Here is a 25,243-nt window from a genome sequence, read left to right as displayed (position 1 = left end):
CTGTCGCTCACCGCGTTGGGGGAAGGTTCACATGGCTCAATTCTCAATGGAAATTATGCGCCTGACCGGCTCAGTTCCGCGTGAAAACCAACAGCTGTTCGCAGCGAGCGAGCGCCTCCGAGGCGCTGGAGAGCAAATAATCGAAACTTTGGAAAACCATGCGCGTTCACGCGCTGAAACTGTGCAAACGCAGCCCGACGTGATTGCTAACAGACCGTCAAAAAGCTCGCATCTCCAGACCAGCCCATTCGATCCCTACACAGGCTTCTTCGGGCCGATATCCGCAGACATCAAAGCTGGGCAAAGCATATACGACGAGCACAGAACCCTCCTGCAACAACTAAGCGAGAACCTCAATTCGACGCGGTCGTACATCGATGATGAGCTACAGAAAAAAGGGCCAAGGATCGCTGAGATTGCCGCCGATTTTAGGAAACAGGCTAGTGCGATCAGCAAAGATCTCTATCGGGGGAAGCTCTTCATTTCCATCGAAAGACAGATATTGGGTTTCTGGATACCATTTGTGTTTTCCATTTCGCTCCTCGCCTACAGCGTTCCACAGGGCGTTGTCGACATAAAGACATCTATCTCCAAGTTCATGAATTGCTCGGAGTGCAGTTTTTTCCATCGGCGGGACAAGACGCAGTTTTTGGATAATTTCCGAGCGGACTTTTGCTATGCTATTCGCCCATTTAATGCTGAAGAATTTTGCCCGTAACTGCTCCGCGGTGTCGCACGAAGTGCGCAGAGGACCTTGGGCGTGGTTCCAACTTCGTTTCAAATGGGTTTCGAACGTCAATTTCAGTCGCCATTTTAGATAGAGCGCGACTCTTCATGGCAAGATAGGTTAGGGCTATAGCGTTTAATTTGTGGGAGTGAATTGGTGCGTCGGTTCTTATTCGTTGCTTCGGCTTTTTCTCTCTTAAGTTCTTGCTACACGGTGCCGGATAAAACCGATTTCACGCTTGACGTTGCAGGCAACTACAAAGCCGTTGGCGATTGTGCTTGGCAGAGTTTTCAGAAGATGGGTGGCTGGCACAAAACTGATCTAGACAGCATGAACAAAGTCGAGCTGTCGTTCGGCAACGACTCGTCTACGGCAGCCAAGATCGATGTTATGGGCATTGGGCCAGACAAGACCCGGATCATGTCCTACATGCCTGTCGCGGCCTGGGGAAAGAACTTCTGGCCTGACAAGCACAGGCCGATCTTCGAAGCGTGCGCACTGAAATGACTGCCAATGTTAATGTCACAGAGGAAATCATGACTAAAACCGAGCAGAGCGAGAAAAAAGACAACCCCAGGCCTGTCTGTTTCGTCGTGGGTCCGATCGGTGAATCTGGTTCAGAGACACGGCGGCGTGCTGACTGGCTTCTAAAAGGGGTTATCGTTCCTACGTTTAACGACCATTTCTCAGGTTTTGAGATTAAACGAGCTGACACGATCTCATCGCCCGGTATGATTGATGTTCAGCTGATTGAAATGCTTTTTGAAGCCGAGCTTGTCATCGTTGACATGTCCGAAACCAACGCCAATGCGTTCTACGAGATGGGCATTAGACACGCCTTCTCTAAGCCTGTCATTCATATGTTCGCGCAAGGCACCAAGATCCCATTCGACGTCGCTCCGCACAGAGCTATTCCGTTTTCCATTGACCATATCGAAGACTTGTGGCTGGCAGGCGTCGCGCTCAAAGACGCCGTGACAGAAGCTATCAAACCGGGATTCACGGTGATTAACCCGGTGACGCGGGCGCTCGGATTGAAAAAATTCGAGACAACCGCAACACCAGAGATGCAGCTGTTATGGGATGAGATTTCCGAACTGCGACGCCTTATCAGCGACCCAAATCTCCGTAAACCTTTTCGACGCTCAATGCAGGAATTTAAACCTCTGGAGGCTCGCATAAATCTCCTGATGTATAGACCGGATACCGACATCAGGGCCATCATTGCGGCTGCATCGCCTGAGTATGGCGTATGGTGCCAAGTGCACCAGGAAGACAGTTCGCTATTTATTTCACTCCCGATCGATATACCGGAAGATGAGATGAATAAGATCGGCGTTGCTCTCAGGGGAACTCCCGGAATTGTGGATGTATGGGGCCGTTTCTAGGCTCCCATCACAATTTGAAAATTCCGGAACCTCGTGTCAAAATTCCGGAAAGTCGCGTCCGGCTACACAGGTCGCTAAGAGCTTGCGATCACGAGAGCTTTCAACACTTTGGAAGTTCTGGTAGCGGAGGAGGGATTTGAACCCCCGACACAAGGATTATGATTCCTCTGCTCTGACCTACTGAGCTACTCCGCCACGCCACATTTGATGTTGAACATCAAATGCAAAGGTCAAACGAACCGCCGCTCGAAAGCGCTAGCTCGTCGGTTGAGCGGCTTATAAGGTGCGGTTCGGCATGGTGTCAAGCGGATGATTTGGAAAAATCAGTGCTTTCTCTTGATGCCGACGCCGCCTGCTCTCAGGCGGCGACAGGACCTGCCAGCAGCGCCTTCAACGACGCTTCCGCCGTCGGCTCGCGTTCCGAACGCTCAATGAAGCCGCCGCCGTAGACGCGGGCGTCATCGCCGGGTGCCGAATAGAGCGCGCAGGCCTGGCCGGGAGCCACGCCTGCCTCACCGACGGTGAGGTCGACATAGATGCCGCTGGCATCGGCATGCAGTACAGCCGTCGACGGCGCGCGGGTGGAGCGGACCTTGGCGAAACAGGCAAAGCCCGCGCCGAAAGCGGCCTGCGCCAGCGGTTCGTCGCCAAGCCAGTTGACATCACGCAGATAGACGCGGTGCGTTTCCAGCGCTTCCTTCGGGCCGACGATGACGCGGCGCGAGCGGGCGTCGAGATAGACGACGTAAAGCGGCTCGCCTGTGGCAACACCGATACCCCGGCGCTGGCCGATCGTGTAATGCAGGATGCCCTCGTGCTGGCCGAGTACGCGGCCGTCGAGGTGGACGATCTCGCCGGCAAGCGCCGCGTTCGGCTTCAGCTTCGCGATGACGTCGGAATATTTGCCCTGCGGCACGAAACAGATGTCCTGGCTGTCGGCCTTCTTGGCAACGACAAGGCCCATGTCCTCGGCAAGCGCGCGGGTCTCGGCCTTGGGCATCCCGCCGAGCGGAAAGCGCAGATAGTCGATCTGCTCCTGCGTTGTCGCAAAGAGAAAATAGCTCTGGTCGCGATCGGCATCGGCCGGGCGATAGAGGGCGCGGCGATTTGGGTGCTCCACAGATGGATTCGGGCGCGAGCGGATATAATGGCCGGTCGCCAGCGCATCGGCGCCGAGTTCCTTGGCGGTCAGCAGAAGATCGGCGAACTTGACCGTCTGGTTGCAGGCAACACAGGGGATCGGCGTTTCGCCGGCGACATAACTCTCGGCGAAGGGATTGATCACCGTCTCGCGGAAGCGCTTTTCATAATCGAGCACATAGTGCGGGATGCCGAGCGTTTCGCAGACACGGCGCGCATCGTCGATATCCTGGCCGGCGCAACAGGAGCCGGCGCGATGCACGGCAGCGCCATGATCGTAGAGCTGCAGCGTGATGCCGAGCACATCATAGCCCTGCCGCTTCAAAATGCCGGCGACGACGGAACTGTCGACACCGCCCGACATGGCGACGACGACGCGGGTATCTTCCGGCCTCTTGTCAAAATCCAGTGTATTCACGGTCGTTGCCGCCAGTCTTGAACGATCTTCGATGCTGTCGAGCGGGAGACGTTTCTTCGAAACGTCGTCACGCTCTCACGATTTCATTTCGCATGATCTGATCCAAAAACCGCTGCACACTTTTCGGGATCATGCTTGTTGCCGCCGGATGCCATGCAAAAGCGGCGAATTTTCATTACACAGGGCCTTTAGCCGCTCTTTGCAGCCAGCCTCAATTGTGGACGGATATAGAAAGGATTGCCAACCCATGCAAGGGGTGGGCGAAATCGCGAATCATCCCTTTGCCTTCAAATGCCGGATCAGATTGCGGCTACGTCTCAATACCGTGACCGCCGAGCCGATGGCGACGATCCAGAGCGCGATCGTCAAAATCCAGCTGCCGCCGCTCCATAACGCCTCGATAATCGAGAGCAAAGCCGCAGCCGTCGCGACCGCCATGCGATGCTGCTTGGCCATCGGACCGCCGAAGTCGCTCGGATTGTCGGTGGCGCGGCCAAGCTCGCGGACATAGGCCGTCAGCACGGCGAAGGCCGCCGCCGCCCAGCCTATGCCTGGCATTGCGATGCCATAGCCGATACCCGCAAAGATGAGGATATCAGCAATGCGATCCGGAAATTCGTTCCAGAACGGTCCATCGGCCTCACCTTTCCCGCCCTCGATCGCCACCATACCGTCAAGCAGATTGCAGAGCAGACGCAGCTGGCAGAACAAGGCGGCGAGGATCAGCAAGATCACTCGCGCCCCCTCGCCGCCAGCGACGCCGGAGAACCAAAATGATGCTCCCGCCAAAGCTGCCATGAGCATGCTCGCCTGAGATATCTGATTTGGCGTCACCGAAAGCCCAGTCATGCGCCGCGCCAGTGCCTGTGCCCACCGCGTGTTGCGGCTCGCCAGCGGCCGCCTGTCGCCTGTTCCCTCGCCGGTCATACGCCCTCACCCCTCATGACTTCGCGGCCTTCCGCCCGATATCGAATAATTGTAGATCGCCGCATAGCTGGAAGAGACCAGCAGCGGTACAGCAATGGTCTTCAGGATTTCCGGCGTGCCGCTCAGCGCATGAATGACGATCAGTAAGGTTGCCGAGCCCAGGCAGGCGATCAGCGGCGGCGCCCAAAGGCGCGTAGAGCCGCCGAACCGCCGCGATAAAGCTTCGACCACGGATTTCAGGAACAGCGTCAGGCAGCCCGAAAGCACACCTTGCACGAAGCCCGCGATCAGTGGCCTCGGCATCGGGTGCATACGGTTGGCGAAGAAAGCCCAGCCGCCCATGGCGAGGAAGGCGAAAAGCACGTGCACGATGCTGCTGCCGGCAAGCGCTTTCAGCTTTCCTGTCATGACAGCGACCACCAGTAGCGCACGAGATGGAAGAAGATCGGCGCGGAAAAGACGACCGAGTCCAGACGGTCGATCAGCCCGCCATGCCCCTCGATCAGATGGCCCCAATCCTTGACGCCACGATCCCGCTTGATCGCCGACATCACGAGCCCGCCGAAGAAACCCATGAGCGTGATGACGAAGGCGAGAAGTCCGGCCTGCAGCGGCGTGAACGGCGTCACCCACCAGAGCGCCGCCCCGATCAGCGAAGCGCTGATGACGCCGCCGACGAAACCCTCCACCGTCTTCGATGGCGACAGGCGCGGCGCGATCTTCGTTTTCCCGAACAACTTGCCCCAGACATATTGCAGGACGTCGCTGAGCTGCACGACGATCACCAGAAAAGCGATCAGCAGCACATTGCGGCCTTCATAGCCCGGAATGTGCAGCGTCAGCAGCGCCGGCACATGCGAGGCGCAGAAGACGCAGATCATCAGCGCCCATTGCACCTCGGCGATCCGCACCAGAAACCGCTCCGTGTCGCCGCGCAGCACCGCGATGATCGGCATGAAGAGGAAGGCGTAAACGGGGATAAAGATCGAATAGATGCCATATTGCTCGGCCCAGAGCAGATAATATTGCAGCGGCAAGGCCACAAAGAAGGCCGCGGCAAGTGCCCAGTGATCCGCCCGCTTCGTGTTGATCAGCGTCATGAATTCGCGCAGCGCCGCAAAGGAGCAGAAGGCGAAGAGCAGGATGACGCCGGCGCGCCCTGCAATGAAGGCGATGCCGATCAGCACCACCATCACCCACCAGGCCTTGATGCGCGCATTCAGATTTTCGATCGCAGCATTCGATCCGTCAGGCGACAGCCGCCGCTCCAGCAAGTAGCCGATGACGGAGGCGACAATCAGAACGCCGAAAATGCCAAGAACGAGGTGGATCAGATCCGCACTTGCCGCGCCCATGCTCAGTCTCCCGCCCGCTTGGGCGCCAGCGCCAGCAGCGCCGCTTCGGCTCGCGCCAGAAACTCCGCCTTCTCTTCGGTCTCGCCGATATGCAGCGCCTCGCCGAAGGTGACCGTGCAGATCAGCGGAATGGGTACGAACTCGCCCTTGGGCATGACGCGATTGAGATTGTCGATCCAGACGGGCACGAGATCGATATCAGGGCGAGCCTGCGCAAGATGGAAAAGCCCGCTCTTGAAGGGTTGCAACGGCTGCTCGGTGAGATTGCGGGTGCCCTCTGGAAACAGGATCAGCGAGGAGCCGGCATCGAGCGCCTGCGTCATCTGCGTGACCGGATCTTCCTTGCGCGCTTCACGATCCCGTTCGATCAGCACGGCGTTGAAGACGTCCCGGCCGATGAAGCTGTTCAGCGGCGATTTCAGCCAATAATCGGCGCCCGCCACCGGGCGTACGCGGCGGCGCAATCGTGGCGGCAGGACAGTCCAGATCAGGATGAAATCGCCATGGCTGGAGTGATTGGCGAAATAGACGCAGCGGCGGGTTTGCATGCCACTTTCGGGCCAGATCGCCCGAACGGCGGTAATTGCTCGCGCAAAGAGCACGATCGCCACGGAAACGGGTTTCGCCAGCCATTCGATCGGCGTGCCCATTCCTTCCCCGAGGATGTTCTTCCGCAAAGCCTCCATGACATAGAGATAGGCGCGTTTCATCGCCCCCGATAGCCTGTGCACCGGGCTTATCCACAACCCTCACAACCATGAAGAAAGCCCGGCGCAACTTATGTCGCGTCGGGCTTTCGGATTGGCTCTTGGGAGGAGCGAATTCTATAGCTGCCGCCCTTCTTAAGGGCGGGCAGGCTCAATCGACGTTGAATACCAGCGGCTTTGCCTGACGGATCGCCTGATGCGCCGTCAGCTTGCCGAGCACCTCATCACTGATCGGACCGTCGACATAGAGAAGCGCGATGGCATCGCCGCCCTGCTTGTCGCGGCCGAGCTGGAAGTTGGCGATGTTGACACCGGCGGAACCGAGCGTCGTGCCGATGAAGCCGATCATGCCGGGAACGTCGGTATTGGCGAGGTAGACCATGTGGTTGCCGACATCGGCATCGAGGTTGATGCCCTTGATCTGGATGAAGCGCGGCTTGCCGTCCGAGAAGACGGTACCGGCAACGGAGCGGCTCATGCTGTCTGTCGTGACAGTCAGCTTGATGTAGCCGTCATAGACGCCGGTCTTGTCGCGCTTGACTTCGGCAAGAACGATACCCTTTTCCTTGATCATGATCGGCGCCGAAACCATGTTGACGTCGGCAACCTGATTGCGGATCAAGCCGGCAAGCAGCGCGCTCGTCAGCGCCTTGGTGTTCATGTTGGCGGTGACGCCGTCATAGAGGATCTCGATTTCCTTGATCGGATCGTCCGTGACCTGGCCGACGAAGGCGCCGAGAACGTCGGCAAGCTTGATGAACGGCTTCAGGATCGGCGCTTCTTCAGCCGTGATCGAGGGCATGTTGATGGCGTTCGAGACCGCGCCCTTGACGAGGTAATCCGCCATCTGCTCGGCGACCTGCAGGGCGACGTTTTCCTGGGCTTCGGTCGTAGAGGCACCGAGATGCGGCGTGCAGACGACGTTCGGCAGGCCGAAGAGCGGGCTTTCCTTGGCCGGCTCGACTTCGAAGACGTCGAAGGCGGCGCCGGCGACATGACCTGATTTGATGGCAGCAGCAAGGGCTGCCTCGTCAACCAGGCCGCCGCGGGCGCAGTTGATGATGCGCACTCCCTGCTTCATCTTGGCGATGGCAGAGGCGTCGATGATGTTGCGGGTCTTGTCGGTCAACGGCACGTGCAGCGTGATGAAGTCGGCACCGGCGAAGAGCTCGTCGAGCTCGACCTTGGTCACGCCCATTTCCTCGGCGCGCTCCTTCGACAGGAACGGGTCATAGGCCAGAACATGCATCTTCAGGCCGAGGGCGCGGGCAATGACGATGGAGCCGATGTTGCCGGCACCGATGATGCCGAGCGTCTTGCCGGTGATTTCGACACCCATGAACTTCGACTTTTCCCACTTGCCGGCCTGCGTCGAGGCATCCGCGGCCGGAAGCTGACGGGCAACGGCAAACATCAGCGCGATGGCGTGTTCGGCCGTGGTGATCGAATTGCCGAAGGGCGTGTTCATGACGATGATACCGCGGCGCGAGGCGGCCGGAATATCGACATTGTCGACCCCGATACCTGCGCGGCCGACAACCTTGAGGTTCTTGGCCGCTTCGATGATCTTCTCCGTCACCTTGGTGGCGGAACGGATGGCAAGACCATCGTAATTGCCAATGATTTCGAACAGCCTGTCCTTGTCCTTGCCAAGCTGCGGCTGGAAATCGACTTCGACGCCGCGGTCACGGAATATCTGGACGGCGGTTTCCGACAATTCGTCGGATACGAGAACGCGAGGTGCCATGGAGGCCTCCTGAAAAAGATCAGCTAAGACGCGCAATCCGGGAAAGGTATGAAAACGGCTTTCCGTAGGGAATTGCATGAAAACAACGAGAATTTCGGGACTCGGGGCTCCGCCTGTCGTGGCGGAGCCATAAACGCTTCAAGCCTCAGGCAGCAGCCTGGGAGAGCGTCGCCTTCTGCGTTTCGAAAGCCCAGGCGAGCCAGGGCATCAGCTTCTGCATGTCGGAAGCTTCGATCGTGGCACCTGCCCAGATGCGCAGGCCCGACGGCGCGTCGCGGTAATGGCCGACGTCATAGGCGACGCCTTCCTTCTCAAGGAGCGCAACCAGGCCCTTGGCGAAATTCGCCTGGCCATCGGCATCAAGCGCGACGACATCCTTGTCGACGATCTTCAAGCATACGGAGGTGTTGGACGCCGTCTCCGCCTTGACGGCGAGATTGGCGATCCAGTCGTTGGCGGCGACGAAGTCATGGATGACCTTGGCATTGGCATCGGCACGGCCGATCAGCGCCTTCAGACCGCCGAGATCCTTCGCCCAGAGGAGAGCGTCGATATAGTCTTCGACACAGAGCATCGAAGGCGTATTGATCGTCTCACCGGTGAAGATACCTTCGATCAGCTTGCCGCCGCTGGTCATGCGGAAGATCTTCGGCAGCGGCCAGGCCGGCTGATAGGTCGTCAGGCGTTCGACAGCACGCGGCGATAGGATGATAACACCATGGGCGCCCTCGCCGCCGAGAACCTTCTGCCAGGAGAAGGTGACGACATCGAGCTTGGCAAAATCGAGGTTCTGAGCGAATGCGGCCGAAGTAGCGTCGCAGATCGTCAACCCCTTGCGGTCGTCCGGAATGAAATCGCCGTTCGGAACGCGCACGCCGGAGGTAGTGCCGTTCCAGGTGAAGACCACGTCGCGGTCGAAATCGACAGCGGAAAGATCGGGCAGCTCGCCGTAGCCGGCTTCGAGCTTGCGGACGTCCTTGAGCTTCAGTTGCTTGACGACGTCGGTAACCCAGCCGGCGCCGAAGCTTTCCCAGGCGAGCATGTCGACTCCGCGTTCGCCGAGCAGCGACCAGAGCGCCATTTCGACGGCACCGGTGTCGGAAGCCGGAACGATGCCAATGCGATAATCGGCCGGCACTTCTAGAATTTCGCGGGTAAGATCAATGGCCTGCTTCAGCTTCGCCTTACCAACTTTCGCGCGGTGCGAACGGCCAAGAGCCGCGTCGGAAAGAGCGTTAAGCGCCCAACCGGGGCGCTTCGAGCATGGACCAGAAGAGAAATGGGTATTATTCGGACGGATGTCCGGCTTGGCGAGCTTAGTCATGATGCTATCCTCTCAGATAGAAAGCTCCTCGTTGGGGAGGAGTGTCCCGCCGCCGGATATATTGGAAGCAGCCCGTTAGCGCAACAATAAAAATTGCTCATGGCGCTCCCTCACGATTTCGTGCGAGATTTTGATGCCAGGCAAGTCACGCGCAATGGAAATAAGCCAAATTTAACGCCACAAAAGCTGGTTTCTATGCTGATGCACAATCATATATGGCTAGGCGCTCGCCGTTTTGCGCCGATGGAAATTATCAAGTGTGCTCGATGTCCCTAACTGCGCTCGCCGAAACTTCTTTTACACCGTCACAAACCATGCCGGTCTATCTTATCAATATCGACCGGGCAGCCGAACGACTGACGGAGATTCAGCGGCAGAGCGATGAGTTCGGTTTTCGATTCGAGCGTATTCACGGCGTCGACGGTGCCCTCATCCCGCGTGACGAATGGATCGATGTAGATCACGATCGCTTCCAGCGCCGGCATGGCCGCACCATCCTACCCGGTGAGTATGGCTGCTACCGGAGTCACCTGCTGGCGCTGCAACAGTTTTTGGCGAGCGACGACCAAATGGCCGTGGTCATCGAAGATGATGTTGCGCTGGATATCGATTTCCTCGCACGCGCCGTGGCCGCGAAGAATGCTGCGCCCAATGCCGACCTGATCAAGCTCGTCAATCACCGCTGGAACGGCTTTCGTGCCATGGGCCGGAGCAGCAAGGGAGATATCGTCGGACGCTGCCTCTTTGGTCCACAAGGCTCGACGGCCTGCTATCTCGTCACGCGCAAAGGCGCCGAAAAGATCGTGAAATCGCTGGCCATCATGTCGCTGCCCTGGGATGTGGCCGTGGAGCGTGGCTGGGACATGAATGTATCTATCGTGAGTACGCGCGCGAATATTGCCGGTTTTAGCCGGCTGCAGCGAACGACGATGATCGGCTGGCGTCGCGACTACCGCGCGGCCAAGGCACCGGCTTGGCGGCGCATACCCGCACACATCTTCCGAACCGTGGATTTCTTTCGGCGTATCGCCTACGTACTGACGACGCCGTAAGCCTCGGGCTTTACCAGGTAGTGATCCGCAAGCCCACGCGAATCTCATGGCGCGACAACGCGCCGTCCCGGCCTGCCGTGCCGCCGGCGCCTGCAGCCGAATCTGCGGCGGAATAGCCGAACATGTCACCACCCGCGATATGGGAGAAGCGGTAGCCAAGATCGACCTTGATATTCGGCGCAACCTCATAAGCCACACCCGCCATCAAAGCGTAGGTCAGGCGCCAGTCACTGTCACCAGGATAGCGTGCGCTGACTGGGGCAGCGCCGCCGCAGCCCGACGTGCCATTGACACAGGAGCCGATGGCGTCGACGTTGCTCCAGGAAACCCGCGTGGCGCCGAGGCCGGCACCGACATAGGGCGTGAAGCCGGCGAGCGTCCCGAGATCGACATAGCCGTTGACCATCAGGCTGCCGGCCCTGAAAGAAGAACGAGCTCTCGTGGAGCATCCCGTGCCACCAGCCCCGCCGGAACAAGGCGAATCGCTCGAAATGCGGCCATTGAAATCACCGCTGAAGAAATCGCCCGTCACATCCGCGCGGAACAGATCGTTGAACTGATAGCCGACACCGAGACCGCCGGAAAAATCCCCGCCGAACCGGGTCGAATCAAAGCTGCTCGAACTGTAGTCGCCACCCGCAGGATCATAGGCGCGAAATTTCGTGTCGGTGCGGCTGGCATTGACGGCATAGCCGACATCGCCGCGCACATACCATCCCTTGGCATCCTTGACGCTCACCTCCGACATCTTGATTTCCGGCGGTGTCGCATCGGCCGCAAACGCAACACCAGCCGATGCGCCTGCCATCGCCGCGGCCAGCGCCAAAGCGTCAAAACGGATCATTACCCCTCGCCTTCCATCCTCGGGCTCGCGCCCGAATGTCGAACCGGCTAGCTCCCCTTGATATCTCATATGTCTGGGTCTGAGCGGGAAGGCTGCCATTCTCATTTCATTAACCATAAGGAATTCATGGTTAATGAAGCTTTAAGGCGACGGAGAATTGCTTAACGGGATAGAGGAAAAACAAAAGCCGCCCGGCGAGAAACCGGACGGCTTTTCAATAACTTGAATGGATATTGCTTACTTGTAAACCGGTGCCTGGACCGGGATATCAGCCGGCGGCATGTAGCTTGCCGTCTGGCAGCCTCCGAACGTATAGCGGGCACCGATGCGGGCTTCGTGCAGGTTCAGGCCCTTGTCGTAACCGGGACCGCCATTCTCGTTGTAACCGAACATGTCGCCGCCCTGAACGTGGCGATAACGATAACCGACATCCGCCTTGAGGTTGCAGGTCAGATCGATGGAGGTACCGGCCATCAGCGCATAGGTAAAGCGCCAGCTGCCGCGGCCGTTATGCGAGACCGTTCCGTCGCAGGAATCCGGGTTGGCGTCGGAGCAGGACGTGTTCTTCAGATTGCTCCACTTGACGTAAGTGCCGCCGAGACCGCCGCCGACATAGGGAGTGAAGATGCCGTAGGTGCCGAGATCGACATAAGCGTTGGCAAGCAAGCTATAGGCCGTCAGGGAGGCAAGATCGCGCGAGGTTGCCGCAGTCGGAGTAAAGCCCGGGCCGCAGGCGCCGCAATCGCCCTTCGTGGAGCCCTTGAAATCGGACTTGAAGAGATAGTCGAGCGTCAAGTCCGTGCGAAGGTAGTTGTTGATCTGGTAACCGACACCGCCACCGAGCGTGACATTGCCGTCCAGCTTGGCGCGATCGAAATCGACTAGGCTCGCATTGGAGCCCTGGAAGTAGTTCGCGCCGCGCAGGTTCGTGAAGGCATAGCCGACATCGCCACGCAGATACCAGCCGCTGGATTGAGCGACCGTCACTTCCGGCGCCGGCTGTACCGGTTCGGGCGTATAAAGATCAGCAGAAAAGGCCGACGTGCCGACAAGCAAAGTGGCAAGTGCCCCAATCAGGGTTTTCATCATGGCTTTGGCTCCAAATTTCTTGCCCTTGGCACAGCAAAAGCTTGCCAATTGAAATGACATGACGGGAATAATGATGAAAAGGAGTTAAAACCTGATTAACTACGAATATTTACCGTGTTTATTTAGGAATTATACTTTGCTTCATATATTAGAGAAAATTGATACTTGAATGAAGAGAACGAGATAAGAAGCGGCGCCCACCTCCTTTTTTAACTCAGGCACCGGATCTGCGGATGAACCCAGAGGCGGCAGTTCCTAAACCGTTTGGCAAGAATCGAACCATTACAGTGCTGTCGCCGGGGAGATAACTCAGGAGGGAGTCATTGACTTACCATCGCATAATATCGGCCGGCCTGGGCCTTGCTCTCATCTTTCTGAGCTCCGTGGCCCTGGCAGGCGCGATGCCGGTAAAGCCGGTAGCCGCCATAGCCACCGCATGGAACAAGGGGCGTGAAACCGGCTTGCCGATCCCACGCTATGTTTCCCTCCGCGCCCAAAAGGCGCGCATGCGCGTCGGCCCGTCGACGATCTATGCCACGAAATGGATCTATATGAAGCCGGGTCTTCCCCTGGAGATCATCGACGAATACGGCCATTGGCGGCAGGTTCGTGACGATACGGGCGTTACCGGCTGGATGCACAGCGCCCTGCTTTCGGGAGCGCGTACGGCCCTGATCGCCCCCTGGCTGGCGAAGAATGCCACGCTGCGCGCAAATCCGAATCCCGCCGCCACGACGATCGCTGAGCTGCAGCCCCGCGTGCTGGTTTCACTGCAATCCTGCACCGGAACGTGGTGCCGCATCTCCGTCCGCGACCACTCCATCAGGGGTTATATCCGGCAGAACAAGCTCTGGGGCGCTTATCCCGGAGAAATGTTCCGGTAGAACTGCCGTCATTCCGAAACCGAAAACATAATGGCCGCCCGATAGGACGGCCATGCTATTTTATCCGCAATTACATCTTTTGCCTGCTCAGGCAGCCGAGCGCACGCTCGAGATCACGTCGATCAATCCGCCGACGATGCGCTCGATCTGGCCGCGATCGTCCCCCTCCGCCATGACGCGGATCAAGGGTTCCGTGCCGGAGGGGCGGATCACCAGCCGGCCGTTGCGGGACAGCTCGCTTTCTGCATCGGCGATCGCCTGGCGCACATGAATATCCTCCAGCGGCTTGCCGCCGGAAATACGGACATTGCGCAGCAGCTGCGGCACCGGCTCGAAACGGCGACAGACTTCGCTGACCGGCTTGCCCGTGCGCTTCACTGCGGCAAGGATCTGCAGTGCAGCCACCAGACCGTCGCCCGTGGTGCCATAGTCGGAAAGCACGATATGGCCCGACTGTTCGCCGCCGACATTGTAATCGTGCTGGCGCATATGCTCGACGACATAGCGGTCGCCGACCGCCGTGCGCGCAAGCGACATGCCGCGATCGTCGAGGAACCGTTCCAGTCCGAGATTGGACATGACGGTTGCGACAATGCCATTGCCGCGCAACGTCTGACTCTCGGCCCAGCTTTCAGCAATGACGGCCATCAGCTGGTCGCCATCGATGATCGTGCCGGTTTCATCGACAATGATGACGCGATCGGCATCGCCATCCAGCGCAATGCCGATATCGGCACGCACTTCGTCCACCTTCTTCTGCAGGGCGACCGGGCTGGTGGAGCCGCAATTCAGATTGATATTCGTACCATTCGGCTCATTGCCGATGGTCACGACGTCGGCGCCAAGCTCCCAAAGGGCGGCTGGGGCAACCTTGTATGCGGCACCATTGGCGCAATCGATTGCGATCCGCAGCCCCTGCAGCGTCACATCGCGCGGCAGCGTACGCTTGGCATGCTCGATGTAGCGATCGTGGACACCGTCGATACGCTTGGCGCGGCCAATATTCTCCGATTTGGCCAGATGCTCCGACATGTCCTTGTCGAGCATGTCCTCGATCTTCATTTCGAGATCGTCGGAGAGCTTATAGCCATCAGGGCCGAAAAGCTTGATGCCATTATCCTGATAGGGATTGTGCGAAGCCGAGATCATGACGCCGATATCGGCGCGCAGCGAGCGCGTCAACATCGCGACTGCCGGCGTCGGGATAGGTCCGAGAACGAAGGCATCGACGCCGGCTGCGGTAAAGCCTGCCACTATGGCATTTTCCAGCATATAGCCGGAAAGGCGCGTATCCTTGCCGATGACGACCCGATGGCGATGGCTGCCTCGATGGAAGATCGTGCCGGCAGCGATACCCACGCGCATGGCAAGATCTGGCGTCATCGGATAGATGTTGGATTGACCGCGAATTCCGTCAGTTCCGAAATAACGGCGTTTCATATGCACTCCTGTCGTTGCCGCGTCCTCGCGAGGAATACGGCGGCATCGATATCGCCGCTTGGAAACCCGCGGCACTGCAAACATCGATGCTTCTGGCTCATGCCATAGATTGTAAAATTCGGCACTTAAATTACCGAGAACGCCTATTACACCGCGTTACCATTAATAAGCACTAAAAAACTGCATCGGATCGTGACGGACATGGTCCGATCCACAGCCTGCCGCGTCTCCGTTATTTCAGACTGATGTGCCAATATGCAAAGGGTCTGCAGCTCGGCCCATTGCCTCCCCCTGGACCTTTCAGCAAAAAGGCCAGCCGCATTTTCATGGGCTGGCCTTTCAATTTCGAGGTTTGAACCTCTCACGCCTTAACGCGGCTGCGGTTCGAAACCGCCTTCGGGCTCGTCACCCTTGGCACCGAGCGAGCCGTCCTTTTTCGCGCCGGTCTTCGGCACGGCCGAGCCACGGCTCGGCGGCGTATCGTCACCAAGATCGCGCGCCGGCTTTTCGCCGCGAAGCAGAGCTTTGATTTCGTCACCACTCAGCGTCTCATATTCGAGCAAGCCCTCGGCGATCGCCACGAAGCCATCGTGATGCTCCGTCAGGATATCCTTGGCCTGCTGATAGGCTTGATCGATCAGGCGGCGGACCTCATTATCGATCGTCTGCGCGGTAGCTTCGGACACGTTCTTCGACTGCGAAACCGAGTGGCCGAGGAACACTTCCTGCTGGTTCTCACCATAGGCAACCTGACCGAGCTGGTCGGAGAAACCCCATTGCGTGACCATGGCACGGGCAAGCTTGGTCGCCTGCTCGATATCCGAGGATGCACCGGAGGTGATGTTTTCCTTGCCGAAAGTCAGTTCTTCAGCAACGCGGCCACCCATCATGATGCAGAGCCGCGACACCATCCACGTATAGCTCATGGAGTAGCGGTCGCCTTCCGGCAACTGCATGACCATGCCGAGCGCACGGCCACGTGGGATGATCGTCGCCTTGTGCAGCGGGTCGGCGACGGCAACCTTGAGTGCCGTGATGGCGTGACCGGCTTCGTGATAGGCGGTGAGCTTCTTTTCCGCCTCGGTCATGGCCGAAGAGCGGCGCTCGGCGCCCATCATGATCTTGTCCTTGGCGTCTTCGAATTCCTGCATGGTGACCAGGCGCTTGTTGCGGCGGGCGGCCATGAGGGCAGCTTCGTTGACGAGGTTCATGAGATCGGCACCGGAGAAGCCGGGCGTGCCGCGAGCGAGCGTCTTCAGATCGACGTTCGGCGCCAGCGGCACGTTGCGGGCATGAACCTTGAGGATGCGTTCACGTCCGACGATATCCGGGTTCGGCACCACGACCTGACGATCGAAGCGGCCCGGACGCAGCAGCGCAGGATCGAGAACGTCGGGACGGTTAGTCGCGGCGATCAGGATGATGCCTTCATTGGCCTCGAAGCCGTCCATCTCGACCAGCAGCTGGTTGAGCGTCTGCTCCCGCTCGTCGTTACCGCCGCCAAGACCGGCGCCACGATGGCGGCCGACGGCGTCGATTTCGTCGATGAAGATAATGCAAGGTGCATTCTTCTTGGCCTGCTCGAACATGTCGCGGACACGGCTTGCGCCCACGCCGACGAACATCTCGACGAAGTCAGAGCCGGAGATGGTGAAGAACGGCACATTGGCTTCGCCGGCAATGGCGCGCGCAAGAAGCGTCTTACCAGTACCGGGAGGGCCGACAAGCAGAACGCCGCGCGGGATACGGCCGCCGAGACGCTGGAATTTCTGCGGATCGCGCAGGAATTCAACGATTTCTTCCAGATCCTGCTTGGCTTCATCGACACCAGCGACGTCATCGAAAGTGACGCGACCATGCGCCTCCGTCAAAAGCTTTGCCTTCGATTTGCCGAAGCCCATGGCACCGCGCGAGCCGCCCTGCATCTGACGCATGAAGAACAGCCAAACGCCGAGGATCAGGAGCATCGGCAACAGCGTGCCGAGATAGCTCAGGAAGCTCGAGGAGCCATCCGATTCCGGACGGCCGACGATGTTGACGTTCTTGCTTTGCAGGCGCTCAAGCAGGCTGTCATCCACGACCGGAGCATAGGTCTGGAAGGGCGTGCCGTTTTCGACATAGCTGCCGACGACGCGGTTGCCGGTGACAGTAACGTCACGAACGCGGCCGGAATCAACTTCCCGAAGGAACTGCGAATACGGTATTTCCCTGGAGCCTGTTTGTGCCGGCGCGTTCTGAAACATGCTGAACAGGGCAATCAACAGCAAGGCTATGATTGCCCACAGAGCGAAATTACGAAAATTAGGGTTCATCGAACTCCCCAGCACTGAAACTCCCGCCGTCAAGCGGCGGTATTACTTGATCCCTAACATAGGGTTGCGCCAAGCCCTTGCCAAGGCAAACCGCATCGCCGCATGTTTTTTCCGTCTATAGGGCCGAAATCGGCAGCCGCCTATAGGCTTCACGCCCGAAAGCGACCGAGAGGCTATTGGCAAATGTGAGATCAAATCGTGTCAAAAAGCGGTCGAAGGGCGCGAGACGGGGTAGAAGCGCGACGCTCGCCGCCTTGTCCCCTCCTTCCGGCACGATCGACGGCACCGCCGCCTGAGCGCGTTTCACCACGCCTCCCGGCAGATTTGCCGGAAAAATCGTCGCATTTCCCGCCCCCGGAGCGCTGACGCGGACTGCCGTCTGGCCGAAATTCTCGATTTCAAAGCGGCCATCCCAGTTGACTTTTTCACCAGGCAGGACCGAAACCGGAGCGATATTGCGGCTCTCCCGCATAAGATAAAGCGCATCGCGCCGCAGATCGAAGATCACGCCTCCCGCCGTACGCCGTCCGAGGTTCGCACCGTTCACAAATTCGAGAACACGCTCCATTTGCGTACGCCCCGGCGGATAGGAACTGCCACCGAAGATGGCGGCAAGATAAGACAGGGCATAGGCAACGACCGCTGCATCAGCGGAAAGACCGGGCCGCGCAACGGCGCACAGCGCAGCCGCATGGATTGCGACATGCTCGTCCAACCACACTGCAGCCCTCTCGGAAAGCGCGGCGCGATCGGCGCCCCCATCAGCCGGCATTTCCGCCACCGGCTCCCTTGCAAGCTCCATGCGGGTGCGTACGCGCTCGTACCGCACATCCTCGTTGCTGGGGTCGTCGAGCCAGGATACATCGCGCGTCTCGAGATAGGTCCTGATTTCAGCCCGCCGGCAAGCGAGAAACGGCCTGAGAATCCAGATACGCCGATCGAACAGAACCGCATCGGCGATGCCCGTGCCATAACCGCCCTGCCCCCGCCGCGCGCCGCGCATGGCAATCGTCTCGCGCTGATCGTCCCACGTGTGGGCGGTTACGATCGCATCGGCCGAAATCTCGGCGGCGAGCTCCGCAAGCAGCGCATAACGCGCTTCACGTGCTGCAGCCATGATGCCGGTTCCGGGCTTTTCCCCCTCCCAGCGATGGATAAAATGGGAAATACCGCGCGAGGCGCAGAGTGCCGCGACTTCTCGCGCTTCGTCCGCTGATGCGGCACGCAAGCCATGGTCGATCGTTGCTGCGGTAAGGGTAATATCGTCGTGAGGATGGGATTTCAGCCGCTCGGCAAGGGCAATCAGAAGCCCGGTGGAATCGCTGCCGCCCGAAACGGCGACGAGAATATGAGCAGGCTTCGAGAGAGAATGCAGAAATCCGCTGGTTGCGGCTTCAGGCGTAGTGGCTGTGGCATCGCCGGTCACAGCATCAATGGACATGGCGGTCAGCAGGCAAGCCGCTTCTGTTCGCTGGCAACCTTGCCGGTCACAGCCTTGGAGGCCTTCGGGTAACGCTTGGTGACCTCGCGAAGCGTGGCGCAGGCGGTATCCTTGTTGTCGAGAGCGGCCAGGGACATACCGAGCTTCAGGAGCATTTCGGGCGCCTTTTCCGAGGTGCTATATTTCTGATGAGCATTCAGGAAAGTCTTGGCAGCATCATTGTACTTGCCCTGCGAATAAAGCGCTTCGCCGAGCCAGAAATTCGCATCCGCGGCCCGCGAGCTGCTGGGATAACTGTCGAGATATTGGCGGAATTCCTGTTCGGCGACGCTATAGTCGCCGGACAGGACGTGGCCGTAGGCAGCCTTGTATTGATCGTTCTCGCTGCCGAGCGATGCCGTCTGCGAACCGGAGCCTGCACTTGGCGGCGCACCCGAACCGTTGTTGGCCCCTGTAATCGAGGAGCCGATCTGGTCGCCGCCCTGATCGAACTGAATAGAGCCAAGCTCGCTCGGCGGCTTGCCAGCGCCGGCGCCGCGTGCACCGGTGGCGCTGCCATTCTGCGAGTTGCTGATAACGCCGGCAATATCGTCCTGCTTGCCGCCGCTCTGCGCGGGGACATCGGCCTCGCTCTTCTTCATCGTGCCGCCCGATGCGGGCGCGCTGCCACCGCCGCCGCGCTTTTCCAGCTGCTGGAAGCGGAATTCGTTGTCCTCCTGTGCCTTGCGGATCTGCTCCTGCATCTGGAGAAGCTGGTAGCTCATCTCCTCGACGCGGCCGTTCAGCTGGCGCATCTGGTCTTCGAGCTGCTGCAGGCGCATTTCCGCGTCGCTGTTTTGAACGTTGATGACAGGTGCCTGGCCGTATTGCGCTTGTCTTTGATTTCCGTTGCCGGGAGCCGCCTGCGCGGAGGCATCGCGGCCTCCGAGATGCATTCCAAACAACGACAAGGCAGAAGCATCGCGCTCGCTACCCACGATGGCAGCGAGACAAAGCATGCTCGCCACGACAAGTTTTCTCATATGGATCGTCCTGTCCTATTGATTCTTCGGGCCGGAGGGCTCGAACAGGAGATTTTTACAATTGCTCTCAAAAAGCAACGGAGTTCGGCCAAAGTGTGGTCAAAAAAGTAAAGGCGGCACGAGGCCGCCTTTTGCATTTCGATTGGTCTTTGACGATCAGGAGCCGGCGCCGTTGAGCACGGTGACCGCGCGGCGGTTCTGCGACCAGCAGGACTCGTTGTCGCAGGTAGCGACCGGGCGCTCCTTGCCATACGAAATCGTCTTCATGCGGTTCGCCGGGACACCACGCGAAGCGAGATAGCTTTTCGCAGCGGCAGCGCGGCGCGCGCCGAGAGCAAGGTTGTACTCGCGGGTGCCGGTCTCGTCGGCATGGCCTTCGACCGTGATGGAATAGTTCGGATAGCGGGCGAGCCACTGAGCCTGACGATCGAGCGTCTGTGCTGCTTCGGAGCTGATGGAGGAGCTGTCGACAACGAAGAAGATGCGGTCGCCGACATTGACCGTGAAGTCCTGCGGCGAGCCCGGAGTGGCATTGCCGGCACCGTTCAGGCCAAGACCGTTGGCATCGTTCGGCAGACCCTTCTTGGAAGCGCAGCCGGCCAGAGAAAGGCCAACGAAAAGCGCGATCATGATCGGGTTGCGGGCGAGGTTCTGCATATGGCCAACGGCCTGGGTTGCGGTGCGGCTCATGGCCGGTCTCTCCTTAAGTCTCTATCAGGGTTGCCAGACTGTAACCGGGTTCGGTTAATCGGATTCCAACAAGTATGGTTAATGATGTCCTAAAATTGTCGCCAAACGGTCCACTCACAGGACTTTGCGGCGATAACGTGGCGGCCCTTCCCGCTACTCGAGCAGCGGCGACCATGCCGGGTCGGAAGCGAAGCCAGGGGTCGGGATCTTCTGCTCGTTATAACCGGTCAGATCGATCGAATAAATTTGCGGTCCGCTCGCACCCGACGGCGCGCGGAAGAACATGATGACGCGGCCGTTCGGCGCCCAGGTCGGTCCTTCGCTGTAGGAGCCTGAGGTCAGGATTCGCTCGCCGGAACCGTCCGGCTTCATGACGCCGATGGAAAAGTTGCCGCCGGCGCGTTTGGTGAAGGCGATCAGATCGCCGCGCGGCGACCAGACCGGCGTGGAGTAGGAGCCATTACCGAAGGAGATGCGGCGCTGGTTGGAGCCGTCGGCATTCATGACATAGATCTGCGGCTGTCCACCGCGGTCACTTTCGAAGGCAACCTGCGTGCCATCGGGCGAATAGGATGGCGAGGTATCGATCGCGGCCGTAGACGTCAGACGGGTCGTGGTGCGCGAGCGCAGATCCATCGTGTAGATATTGGCATTGCCTTCCTGCTGAAGGCTCATGATGACGCGCTGCCCGTCCGGCGAGAAGCGCGGTGAGAAGGTCATGCCCGGAAAGTTGCCAACCAGTTCGCGCTGGCCCGTCTGCAGCTGCAGCAGATAGACGCGCGGCTGTTGGTTGGCGAAGGACATGTAGGTCACTTCCTGGCGATTAGGCGAGAAGCGTGGCGTCAGTACCAGGTCGCTGCCGTCGGTCAGCATGCGCGCGTTGGCGCCGTCCTGGTCCATGATGCCGAGCTGCGTCTTGCGGGCTGTCTTCGGGCCGCTTTCGGCGACGAAAACGACGCGGGTATCGAAATAGCCCTTTTCGCCAGTGATCTTCTGATAGATCGCATCGGCGATGATGTGCGCGACGCGCCGCCAGTTATCCGGCTGGGCAAAGAACTGCTGACCGATCATCTGGCTGTTGCCGAACGTATCCCAGAGGCGGAATTCGGCACGAAGGCGGCCGCCTTCCTGCGTCACGCGGCCGGTCACCAGGGCCTGCGCATTGATCGAGGTCCAGTCCTGGAAGCGCGGGGTCGAATCCGGATTGGTGATCTTCTCGATGAAGGCCTGCTTGTTGATCGGAGCGAACAGTCCGGAGCGCTGCAGATCGGCGGCGATGACGCTCGAGATCTGCGGGCCGAGCGTATCATTCGACAGAAGGTCGGTGATAGCGATCGGCATGGGCTGGACGTTGCCCTTGTTGATATTGAGCTCGACCACGGCATAGGCCGGAGTGGATGCCACAGCCATCAGGCCTGCTAGCACCACCAGGAGGCGGACGAAGGATTTTCTGATCATATGTGCCAAGCCTTTCAGCATTAATTCGTCACAGAGCCGGTGCGAAGTTAAGGCTAACTTCTTTCCAGGTGTCATATTGATCTATTGGCAGGTTCTTGAACGGGGCAGCCCGAAGCACAGCTCGCATTGCGGCTGCCGCCATGGCTTGCTGCGTCGCCTTGGGGCCACCGGTAACGGTAACCTTCGGCTCGCCCACGATTTCTCCGCTTCGGCTGATCCTGAGATGCACCCGGACGCGGACATCTCTCGCTCCCTCGAGCCCCGGAGGAAAGTTCCAATACTTCGCGACGTTCTCGCGGATGTGGTCCCCAGTCGAATTTCCAGGCTGCTGCTTAACGCTTGCAGCCTGCACCGACACGGCACCAGCCAACATCACGCCCAAGGCCACAAGCAAGCTCATGCCGAGACGGAGACAGTGGTTCGTCAAAAGCCGCGCTCTCCGCATCACATCCCCAGATCCGCTGCACTGAAATTGACGACGACTTCCTGCCAGTCCTCATATTTGTCCACGGGAAGAATCGACATGAACTCCGATTGCGCGCGAAGGACCGCGCGTACAGCGGCGGACTGCATGGCACCTTGTGTCGAAGCCGGTCCCCCGTTGGTCGTCGCTTCCGGCTGACCGACGATCTGCCCGGATTTGTCGAGCTTGAAGTGCACCTTGATTCGCACATCGCCGGCGCCTTCAAGACCAGGCGGGAGGTTCCAGTATTTCTGGATCAGATCACGCAGGCCATCCTGCTGGCTCTGGCTGAGCTTGCCGGCACCAAGCGACTTCTTGCCGCCAAGCGAAGCGACCGGCGTATCGGCACCCGCGGAAGCCTGCTGCGACGAACGCTTCGCACCGCCTTTCGACGAGGTGTTGTTGAGAAGATCGTTGATCTGATCGGCAAGACCATCGTCAAGGCCCTTGCTGGAGGCCTTCGGGGTCTGACGCTTCTTGTCAGCGTCCTTCTTTCCGTCGTCGGCCGAGGTATTCTTGCTCGTGCTTTGCGTCGTCGTTTTGTCCGTCGGCTTTGCGTCGGCGACCTTCACGTCCGGCTTCGGCGTCGGCTTAACCTCAGGCTTCTGCTCGGCAGCCTTCGGCGGCGTCGGCTGCGGCTTAATATCCGGCACAGGAACATTGTTCGGCAGCTGGATTTCAGCCTGCTCGGTCGGCTGCGGCGTCGGCGGCGTCGGCGTTGCATCGGCCTTCGGGGTCGGCGGCGTGGGATCCGGCTTCGGGGTCGGCGTCACGTCCGGCTTCTGCTGCGGAATGGCGGCCACTTCCTTGGGAGCGGCCTCCGTTTCCTTCTGCTCGATCGTCTTGACCTCGTTCGGCCTCGGATCGTCCTGCGGTACAGGGGTATCCACCTTCTTCGGCGCTTGAGCCGCAGTCTCGCTCTCCGGCCGTTGCGTCGGCACGACCGGGTTCTTGATATCCACCTTGTTCTCGCCGGTATTCTGGGCGTTGGCGACCTGGTCCTGCTTGGTCGTCGGCTTGCGCGCGGCGTGATCTGTGACCGGCGCCTTCTTCTCGCCCTGCTGCAGCTGATCCGCCGTCACGATATCGACATCCATCGCCGTGCTTTCCGGCGTCTCCAACGGCGCCGGCGCACTCAGCGACACCATGGCGCCGATCAGCACCAGGATGTGAATGACAGCAGATGTGGCAAGACTGCGCTTCATGTCGGTTCGTCAGTGATCCGTTGTCTGCTGCTGCGTAACCAGGCCGATATTCTTGTAACCGGCTTCCTGAATGCGGGACATGACGTCGGCGATGACGCCGTAAGGCGCCTTGCCGTCGCCACGCACGAAAATGCGCTCGTTATAGCCAGTCGTCGCGATCGCCTTCAACTTGTCGGCGATCTCGGTCACGTTAATCTGCGTCTCCTGCAGGAAGACCTGGCCATCGGCCTTGATCGAGATCGTGATCGGTTGAGTCTGGGCGTTCAGTGCGCCGGCCTGCGTCTGCGGCAGGTCGATTGGCACGCCCGACGTCATCATCGGCGCCGCCACCATGAAGATGATCAGCAGCACGAGCATGACGTCGACCAGCGGCGTCACGTTAATCTCGGAAATCGGGCCGCCACGGCCTCCGCCACGACGACTGCCACGGCGGCCACCGCCGCCACCATTGCCTCCAACAGACATTCCCATGTGAATACTCCGGTTCTGTCCGCGACTTACTGCGCAGCCTGGCGCGGCTGCAGCTTTTCATCGATCTGGCGCGAAAGGATGGCGGAGAATTCATCCGCGAAGCCTTCCATGCGGCCCGAAAGCTTGCCGGCATCAGCCGAGAACTTGTTGTAGGCGATAACGGCCGGAATAGCGGCAACCAGACCGATCGCGGTTGCCAGAAGCGCTTCGGCGATACCCGGCGCGACGACCGCAAGGTTGGTGGACTTCGAACCGGCGATCGCCTGAAACGAGGTCATGATACCGACGACCGTACCGAAGAGACCGATGAACGGACCAGCGGAGCCGATGGTCGCGAGCGATCCGAGGCGGGCGGTCAGATGTTCCGATTCACGCGCCAGCGTCACGTCCATCGCGCGGTCGATACGCATCTGCAAACCGATCGGCGAGCGAGCGCCGCGCTCGAAGGATTTCTTCCATTCGCGCATCGCTGCGACGAAAATGGCGCCAAGGCCCGTATTGTTGCGCTCCGAAAGCGTGCGGTAGAGCTCTTCGAGCGACTGGCCGGACCAGAAAACCTGCTCGAAGTGATCGAACTGCCGCCGCGCTCGCGCGTAGCTCAGATATTTGTCGATGACGATCGCCCAGGTCCATACGGACGCTGCCAGCAGGCCGATCATGACGAGCTTGACCACCAGGCCTGCCTGCATGAAGAGCGACCAGAGGGTGATGTCCGGTGTGGTGGCCGCTGCCAATGCTACTTGTTCCATTGATCCAAAATCCCCGAATCCAAACGCCCGGTGCTAGACCGGGCGGCTAAAAGTGATCTCACAAGAATTGTTTGGCAGCCGCCGCTGAACGCCCTGGTCAAGCCTTCCAAGCTTACAACTGCCTTCTTGCCGTCAAATTTGGTCAAAGGAAGGCGTGCACCGCACAAACTCCGACTTAATCAGTAAGACACTATTATGGTTAAAAGAATGTTAGCGTCGAAACACGAAGGATTTAACGGCGGCGAAGGTTATTCTCGCTCCAGGGAAGAACTGACCGGACGAAACCGGCGACAAACGCAGACAAAGCTTGCGCGGCGAATTCCTTCACATAAAACTCAAGTTATTGCAAGCCGCCTCTTGTCGATCATGCTATCCTTATGCAAGGCAGCC

General features: G+C 59.3%; 24 protein-coding genes and 1 tRNA gene. 5 read left to right on the top strand and 20 right to left on the bottom strand.

Going from position 1 to position 25,243, the window contains the following annotated elements:
• The 3 genes from FHT73_RS21645 to FHT73_RS21635 all read left to right on the top strand — a co-directional run.
• Positions 1-718: hypothetical protein (locus FHT73_RS21645; protein ID WP_210290434.1), on the top strand; the 718-nt coding region annotated here is incomplete at its 5' end.
• Positions 719-883: 165 nt separating this feature from the next.
• The gene (locus FHT73_RS21640) at positions 884-1,234 is read left to right on the top strand and encodes a hypothetical protein (protein WP_183714723.1); all 351 of its coding nucleotides are present in this window, start codon (positions 884-886) and stop codon (positions 1,232-1,234) included.
• Positions 1,235-1,263: 29 nt separating this feature from the next.
• A complete protein-coding gene (locus FHT73_RS21635; RefSeq protein WP_183714720.1) occupies positions 1,264-2,115 on the top strand; it encodes a hypothetical protein in 852 nt (283 codons plus the stop codon).
• A gap of 118 nt (positions 2,116-2,233) precedes the next feature.
• Here the strand turns inward: FHT73_RS21635 and FHT73_RS21630 are convergent.
• The 8 genes from FHT73_RS21630 to FHT73_RS21595 all read right to left on the bottom strand — a co-directional run bounded on the left by FHT73_RS21630 (position 2,234) and on the right by FHT73_RS21595 (position 9,733).
• A tRNA-Met gene (locus tag FHT73_RS21630) sits at positions 2,234-2,310 on the bottom strand.
• Between the two features lie 163 nt (positions 2,311-2,473).
• On the bottom strand, positions 2,474-3,673 hold the full coding sequence (mnmA, locus tag FHT73_RS21625) for a tRNA 2-thiouridine(34) synthase MnmA (RefSeq protein ID WP_183714717.1): 1,200 nt from the start codon (positions 3,671-3,673) through the stop codon (positions 2,474-2,476).
• Between the two features lie 273 nt (positions 3,674-3,946).
• Complete coding sequence (locus FHT73_RS21620) at positions 3,947-4,600, bottom strand: CDP-alcohol phosphatidyltransferase family protein (RefSeq protein WP_183714713.1); 654 nt, start codon at positions 4,598-4,600, stop codon at positions 3,947-3,949.
• Positions 4,601-4,606: 6 nt separating this feature from the next.
• A complete protein-coding gene (locus FHT73_RS21615; RefSeq protein ID WP_183714711.1) occupies positions 4,607-5,008 on the bottom strand; it encodes a hypothetical protein in 402 nt (133 codons plus the stop codon).
• On the bottom strand, positions 5,005-5,955 hold the full coding sequence (locus FHT73_RS21610) for a phosphatidate cytidylyltransferase (RefSeq protein WP_183714708.1): 951 nt from the start codon (positions 5,953-5,955) through the stop codon (positions 5,005-5,007). The genes FHT73_RS21615 and FHT73_RS21610 overlap by 4 nt, the downstream gene beginning before the upstream one ends.
• 2 nt (positions 5,956-5,957) lie before the next feature.
• On the bottom strand, positions 5,958-6,605 hold the full coding sequence (locus FHT73_RS21605) for a lysophospholipid acyltransferase family protein (RefSeq protein ID WP_112335291.1): 648 nt from the start codon (positions 6,603-6,605) through the stop codon (positions 5,958-5,960).
• 208 nt (positions 6,606-6,813) lie between these two features.
• A complete protein-coding gene (gene serA, locus FHT73_RS21600; protein WP_112604080.1) occupies positions 6,814-8,409 on the bottom strand; it encodes a phosphoglycerate dehydrogenase in 1,596 nt (531 codons plus the stop codon).
• A 145-nt stretch (positions 8,410-8,554) separates the two neighbouring features.
• Positions 8,555-9,733 (bottom strand): phosphoserine transaminase, encoded by a 1,179-nt coding sequence (locus FHT73_RS21595; RefSeq protein WP_183714705.1) that lies wholly within the window; start codon positions 9,731-9,733, stop codon positions 8,555-8,557.
• A gap of 215 nt (positions 9,734-9,948) precedes the next feature.
• On the opposite strand from FHT73_RS21595, the gene FHT73_RS21590 reads away from it, so the two are divergent.
• Positions 9,949-10,785, top strand: coding sequence for a glycosyltransferase family 25 protein (locus FHT73_RS21590; protein WP_246712178.1), 837 nt, complete (start codon positions 9,949-9,951; stop codon positions 10,783-10,785).
• Positions 10,786-10,795: 10 nt separating this feature from the next.
• Here FHT73_RS21590 and FHT73_RS21585 read toward each other — a convergent pair whose 3' ends face one another.
• Both FHT73_RS21585 and FHT73_RS21580 read right to left on the bottom strand, forming a co-directional pair.
• Entirely contained in the window at positions 10,796-11,629 is an 834-nt protein-coding gene (locus tag FHT73_RS21585; protein ID WP_183714703.1) for an outer membrane protein, read from the bottom strand.
• A gap of 237 nt (positions 11,630-11,866) precedes the next feature.
• The gene (locus tag FHT73_RS21580; RefSeq protein WP_015340974.1) at positions 11,867-12,718 is read right to left on the bottom strand and encodes an outer membrane protein; all 852 of its coding nucleotides are present in this window, start codon (positions 12,716-12,718) and stop codon (positions 11,867-11,869) included.
• 323 nt (positions 12,719-13,041) lie between these two features.
• Between FHT73_RS21580 and FHT73_RS21575 the strand changes: the two genes are divergently transcribed.
• On the top strand, positions 13,042-13,602 hold the full coding sequence (locus FHT73_RS21575; protein WP_183714700.1) for an SH3 domain-containing protein: 561 nt from the start codon (positions 13,042-13,044) through the stop codon (positions 13,600-13,602).
• A gap of 87 nt (positions 13,603-13,689) precedes the next feature.
• Here the strand turns inward: FHT73_RS21575 and glmM are convergent, their stop codons facing one another.
• From glmM to tolQ, 10 genes are all read right to left on the bottom strand, one after another.
• Positions 13,690-15,042 carry a phosphoglucosamine mutase gene (gene glmM, locus FHT73_RS21570; RefSeq protein ID WP_112335047.1) on the bottom strand — a complete coding sequence of 451 codons (1,353 nt, stop codon included), beginning with the start codon at positions 15,040-15,042 and terminating at the stop codon, positions 13,690-13,692.
• A gap of 368 nt (positions 15,043-15,410) precedes the next feature.
• Positions 15,411-17,354 carry an ATP-dependent zinc metalloprotease FtsH gene (gene ftsH / locus FHT73_RS21565; RefSeq protein WP_041677649.1) on the bottom strand — a complete coding sequence of 648 codons (1,944 nt, stop codon included), beginning with the start codon at positions 17,352-17,354 and terminating at the stop codon, positions 15,411-15,413.
• 115 nt (positions 17,355-17,469) lie between these two features.
• Positions 17,470-18,795 carry a tRNA lysidine(34) synthetase TilS gene (gene tilS / locus FHT73_RS21560; RefSeq protein WP_183714697.1) on the bottom strand — a complete coding sequence of 442 codons (1,326 nt, stop codon included), beginning with the start codon at positions 18,793-18,795 and terminating at the stop codon, positions 17,470-17,472.
• 5 nt (positions 18,796-18,800) lie between these two features.
• Entirely contained in the window at positions 18,801-19,817 is a 1,017-nt protein-coding gene (ybgF, locus tag FHT73_RS21555) for a tol-pal system protein YbgF (protein WP_183714695.1), read from the bottom strand.
• 156 nt (positions 19,818-19,973) lie between these two features.
• Positions 19,974-20,507 carry a peptidoglycan-associated lipoprotein Pal gene (gene pal, locus FHT73_RS21550; protein ID WP_015340980.1) on the bottom strand — a complete coding sequence of 178 codons (534 nt, stop codon included), beginning with the start codon at positions 20,505-20,507 and terminating at the stop codon, positions 19,974-19,976.
• 153 nt (positions 20,508-20,660) lie between these two features.
• Positions 20,661-21,965 carry a Tol-Pal system beta propeller repeat protein TolB gene (gene tolB, locus FHT73_RS21545; protein WP_015340981.1) on the bottom strand — a complete coding sequence of 435 codons (1,305 nt, stop codon included), beginning with the start codon at positions 21,963-21,965 and terminating at the stop codon, positions 20,661-20,663.
• 28 nt (positions 21,966-21,993) lie between these two features.
• Positions 21,994-22,161: a hypothetical protein gene (locus tag FHT73_RS29810; protein WP_348648149.1), complete on the bottom strand. Its 168-nt coding sequence runs from the start codon at positions 22,159-22,161 to the stop codon at positions 21,994-21,996.
• A 248-nt stretch (positions 22,162-22,409) separates the two neighbouring features.
• Complete coding sequence (locus FHT73_RS21535) at positions 22,410-23,633, bottom strand: hypothetical protein (RefSeq protein WP_183714689.1); 1,224 nt, start codon at positions 23,631-23,633, stop codon at positions 22,410-22,412.
• 9 nt (positions 23,634-23,642) lie between these two features.
• Positions 23,643-24,104 (bottom strand): protein TolR, encoded by a 462-nt coding sequence (gene tolR, locus FHT73_RS21530; protein ID WP_112335052.1) that lies wholly within the window; start codon positions 24,102-24,104, stop codon positions 23,643-23,645.
• Between the two features lie 26 nt (positions 24,105-24,130).
• Entirely contained in the window at positions 24,131-24,853 is a 723-nt protein-coding gene (tolQ, locus tag FHT73_RS21525; protein ID WP_041677650.1) for a protein TolQ, read from the bottom strand.
• Between the last annotated feature and the right edge of the window lie 390 nt (positions 24,854-25,243).

Origin of the sequence: Rhizobium sp. BK098, from assembly GCF_014193155.1 — a bacterium.
Taxonomy (GTDB): Bacteria; Pseudomonadota; Alphaproteobacteria; order Rhizobiales; family Rhizobiaceae; genus Rhizobium.
This window is presented reverse-complemented; position numbering and strand designations above follow the sequence as displayed.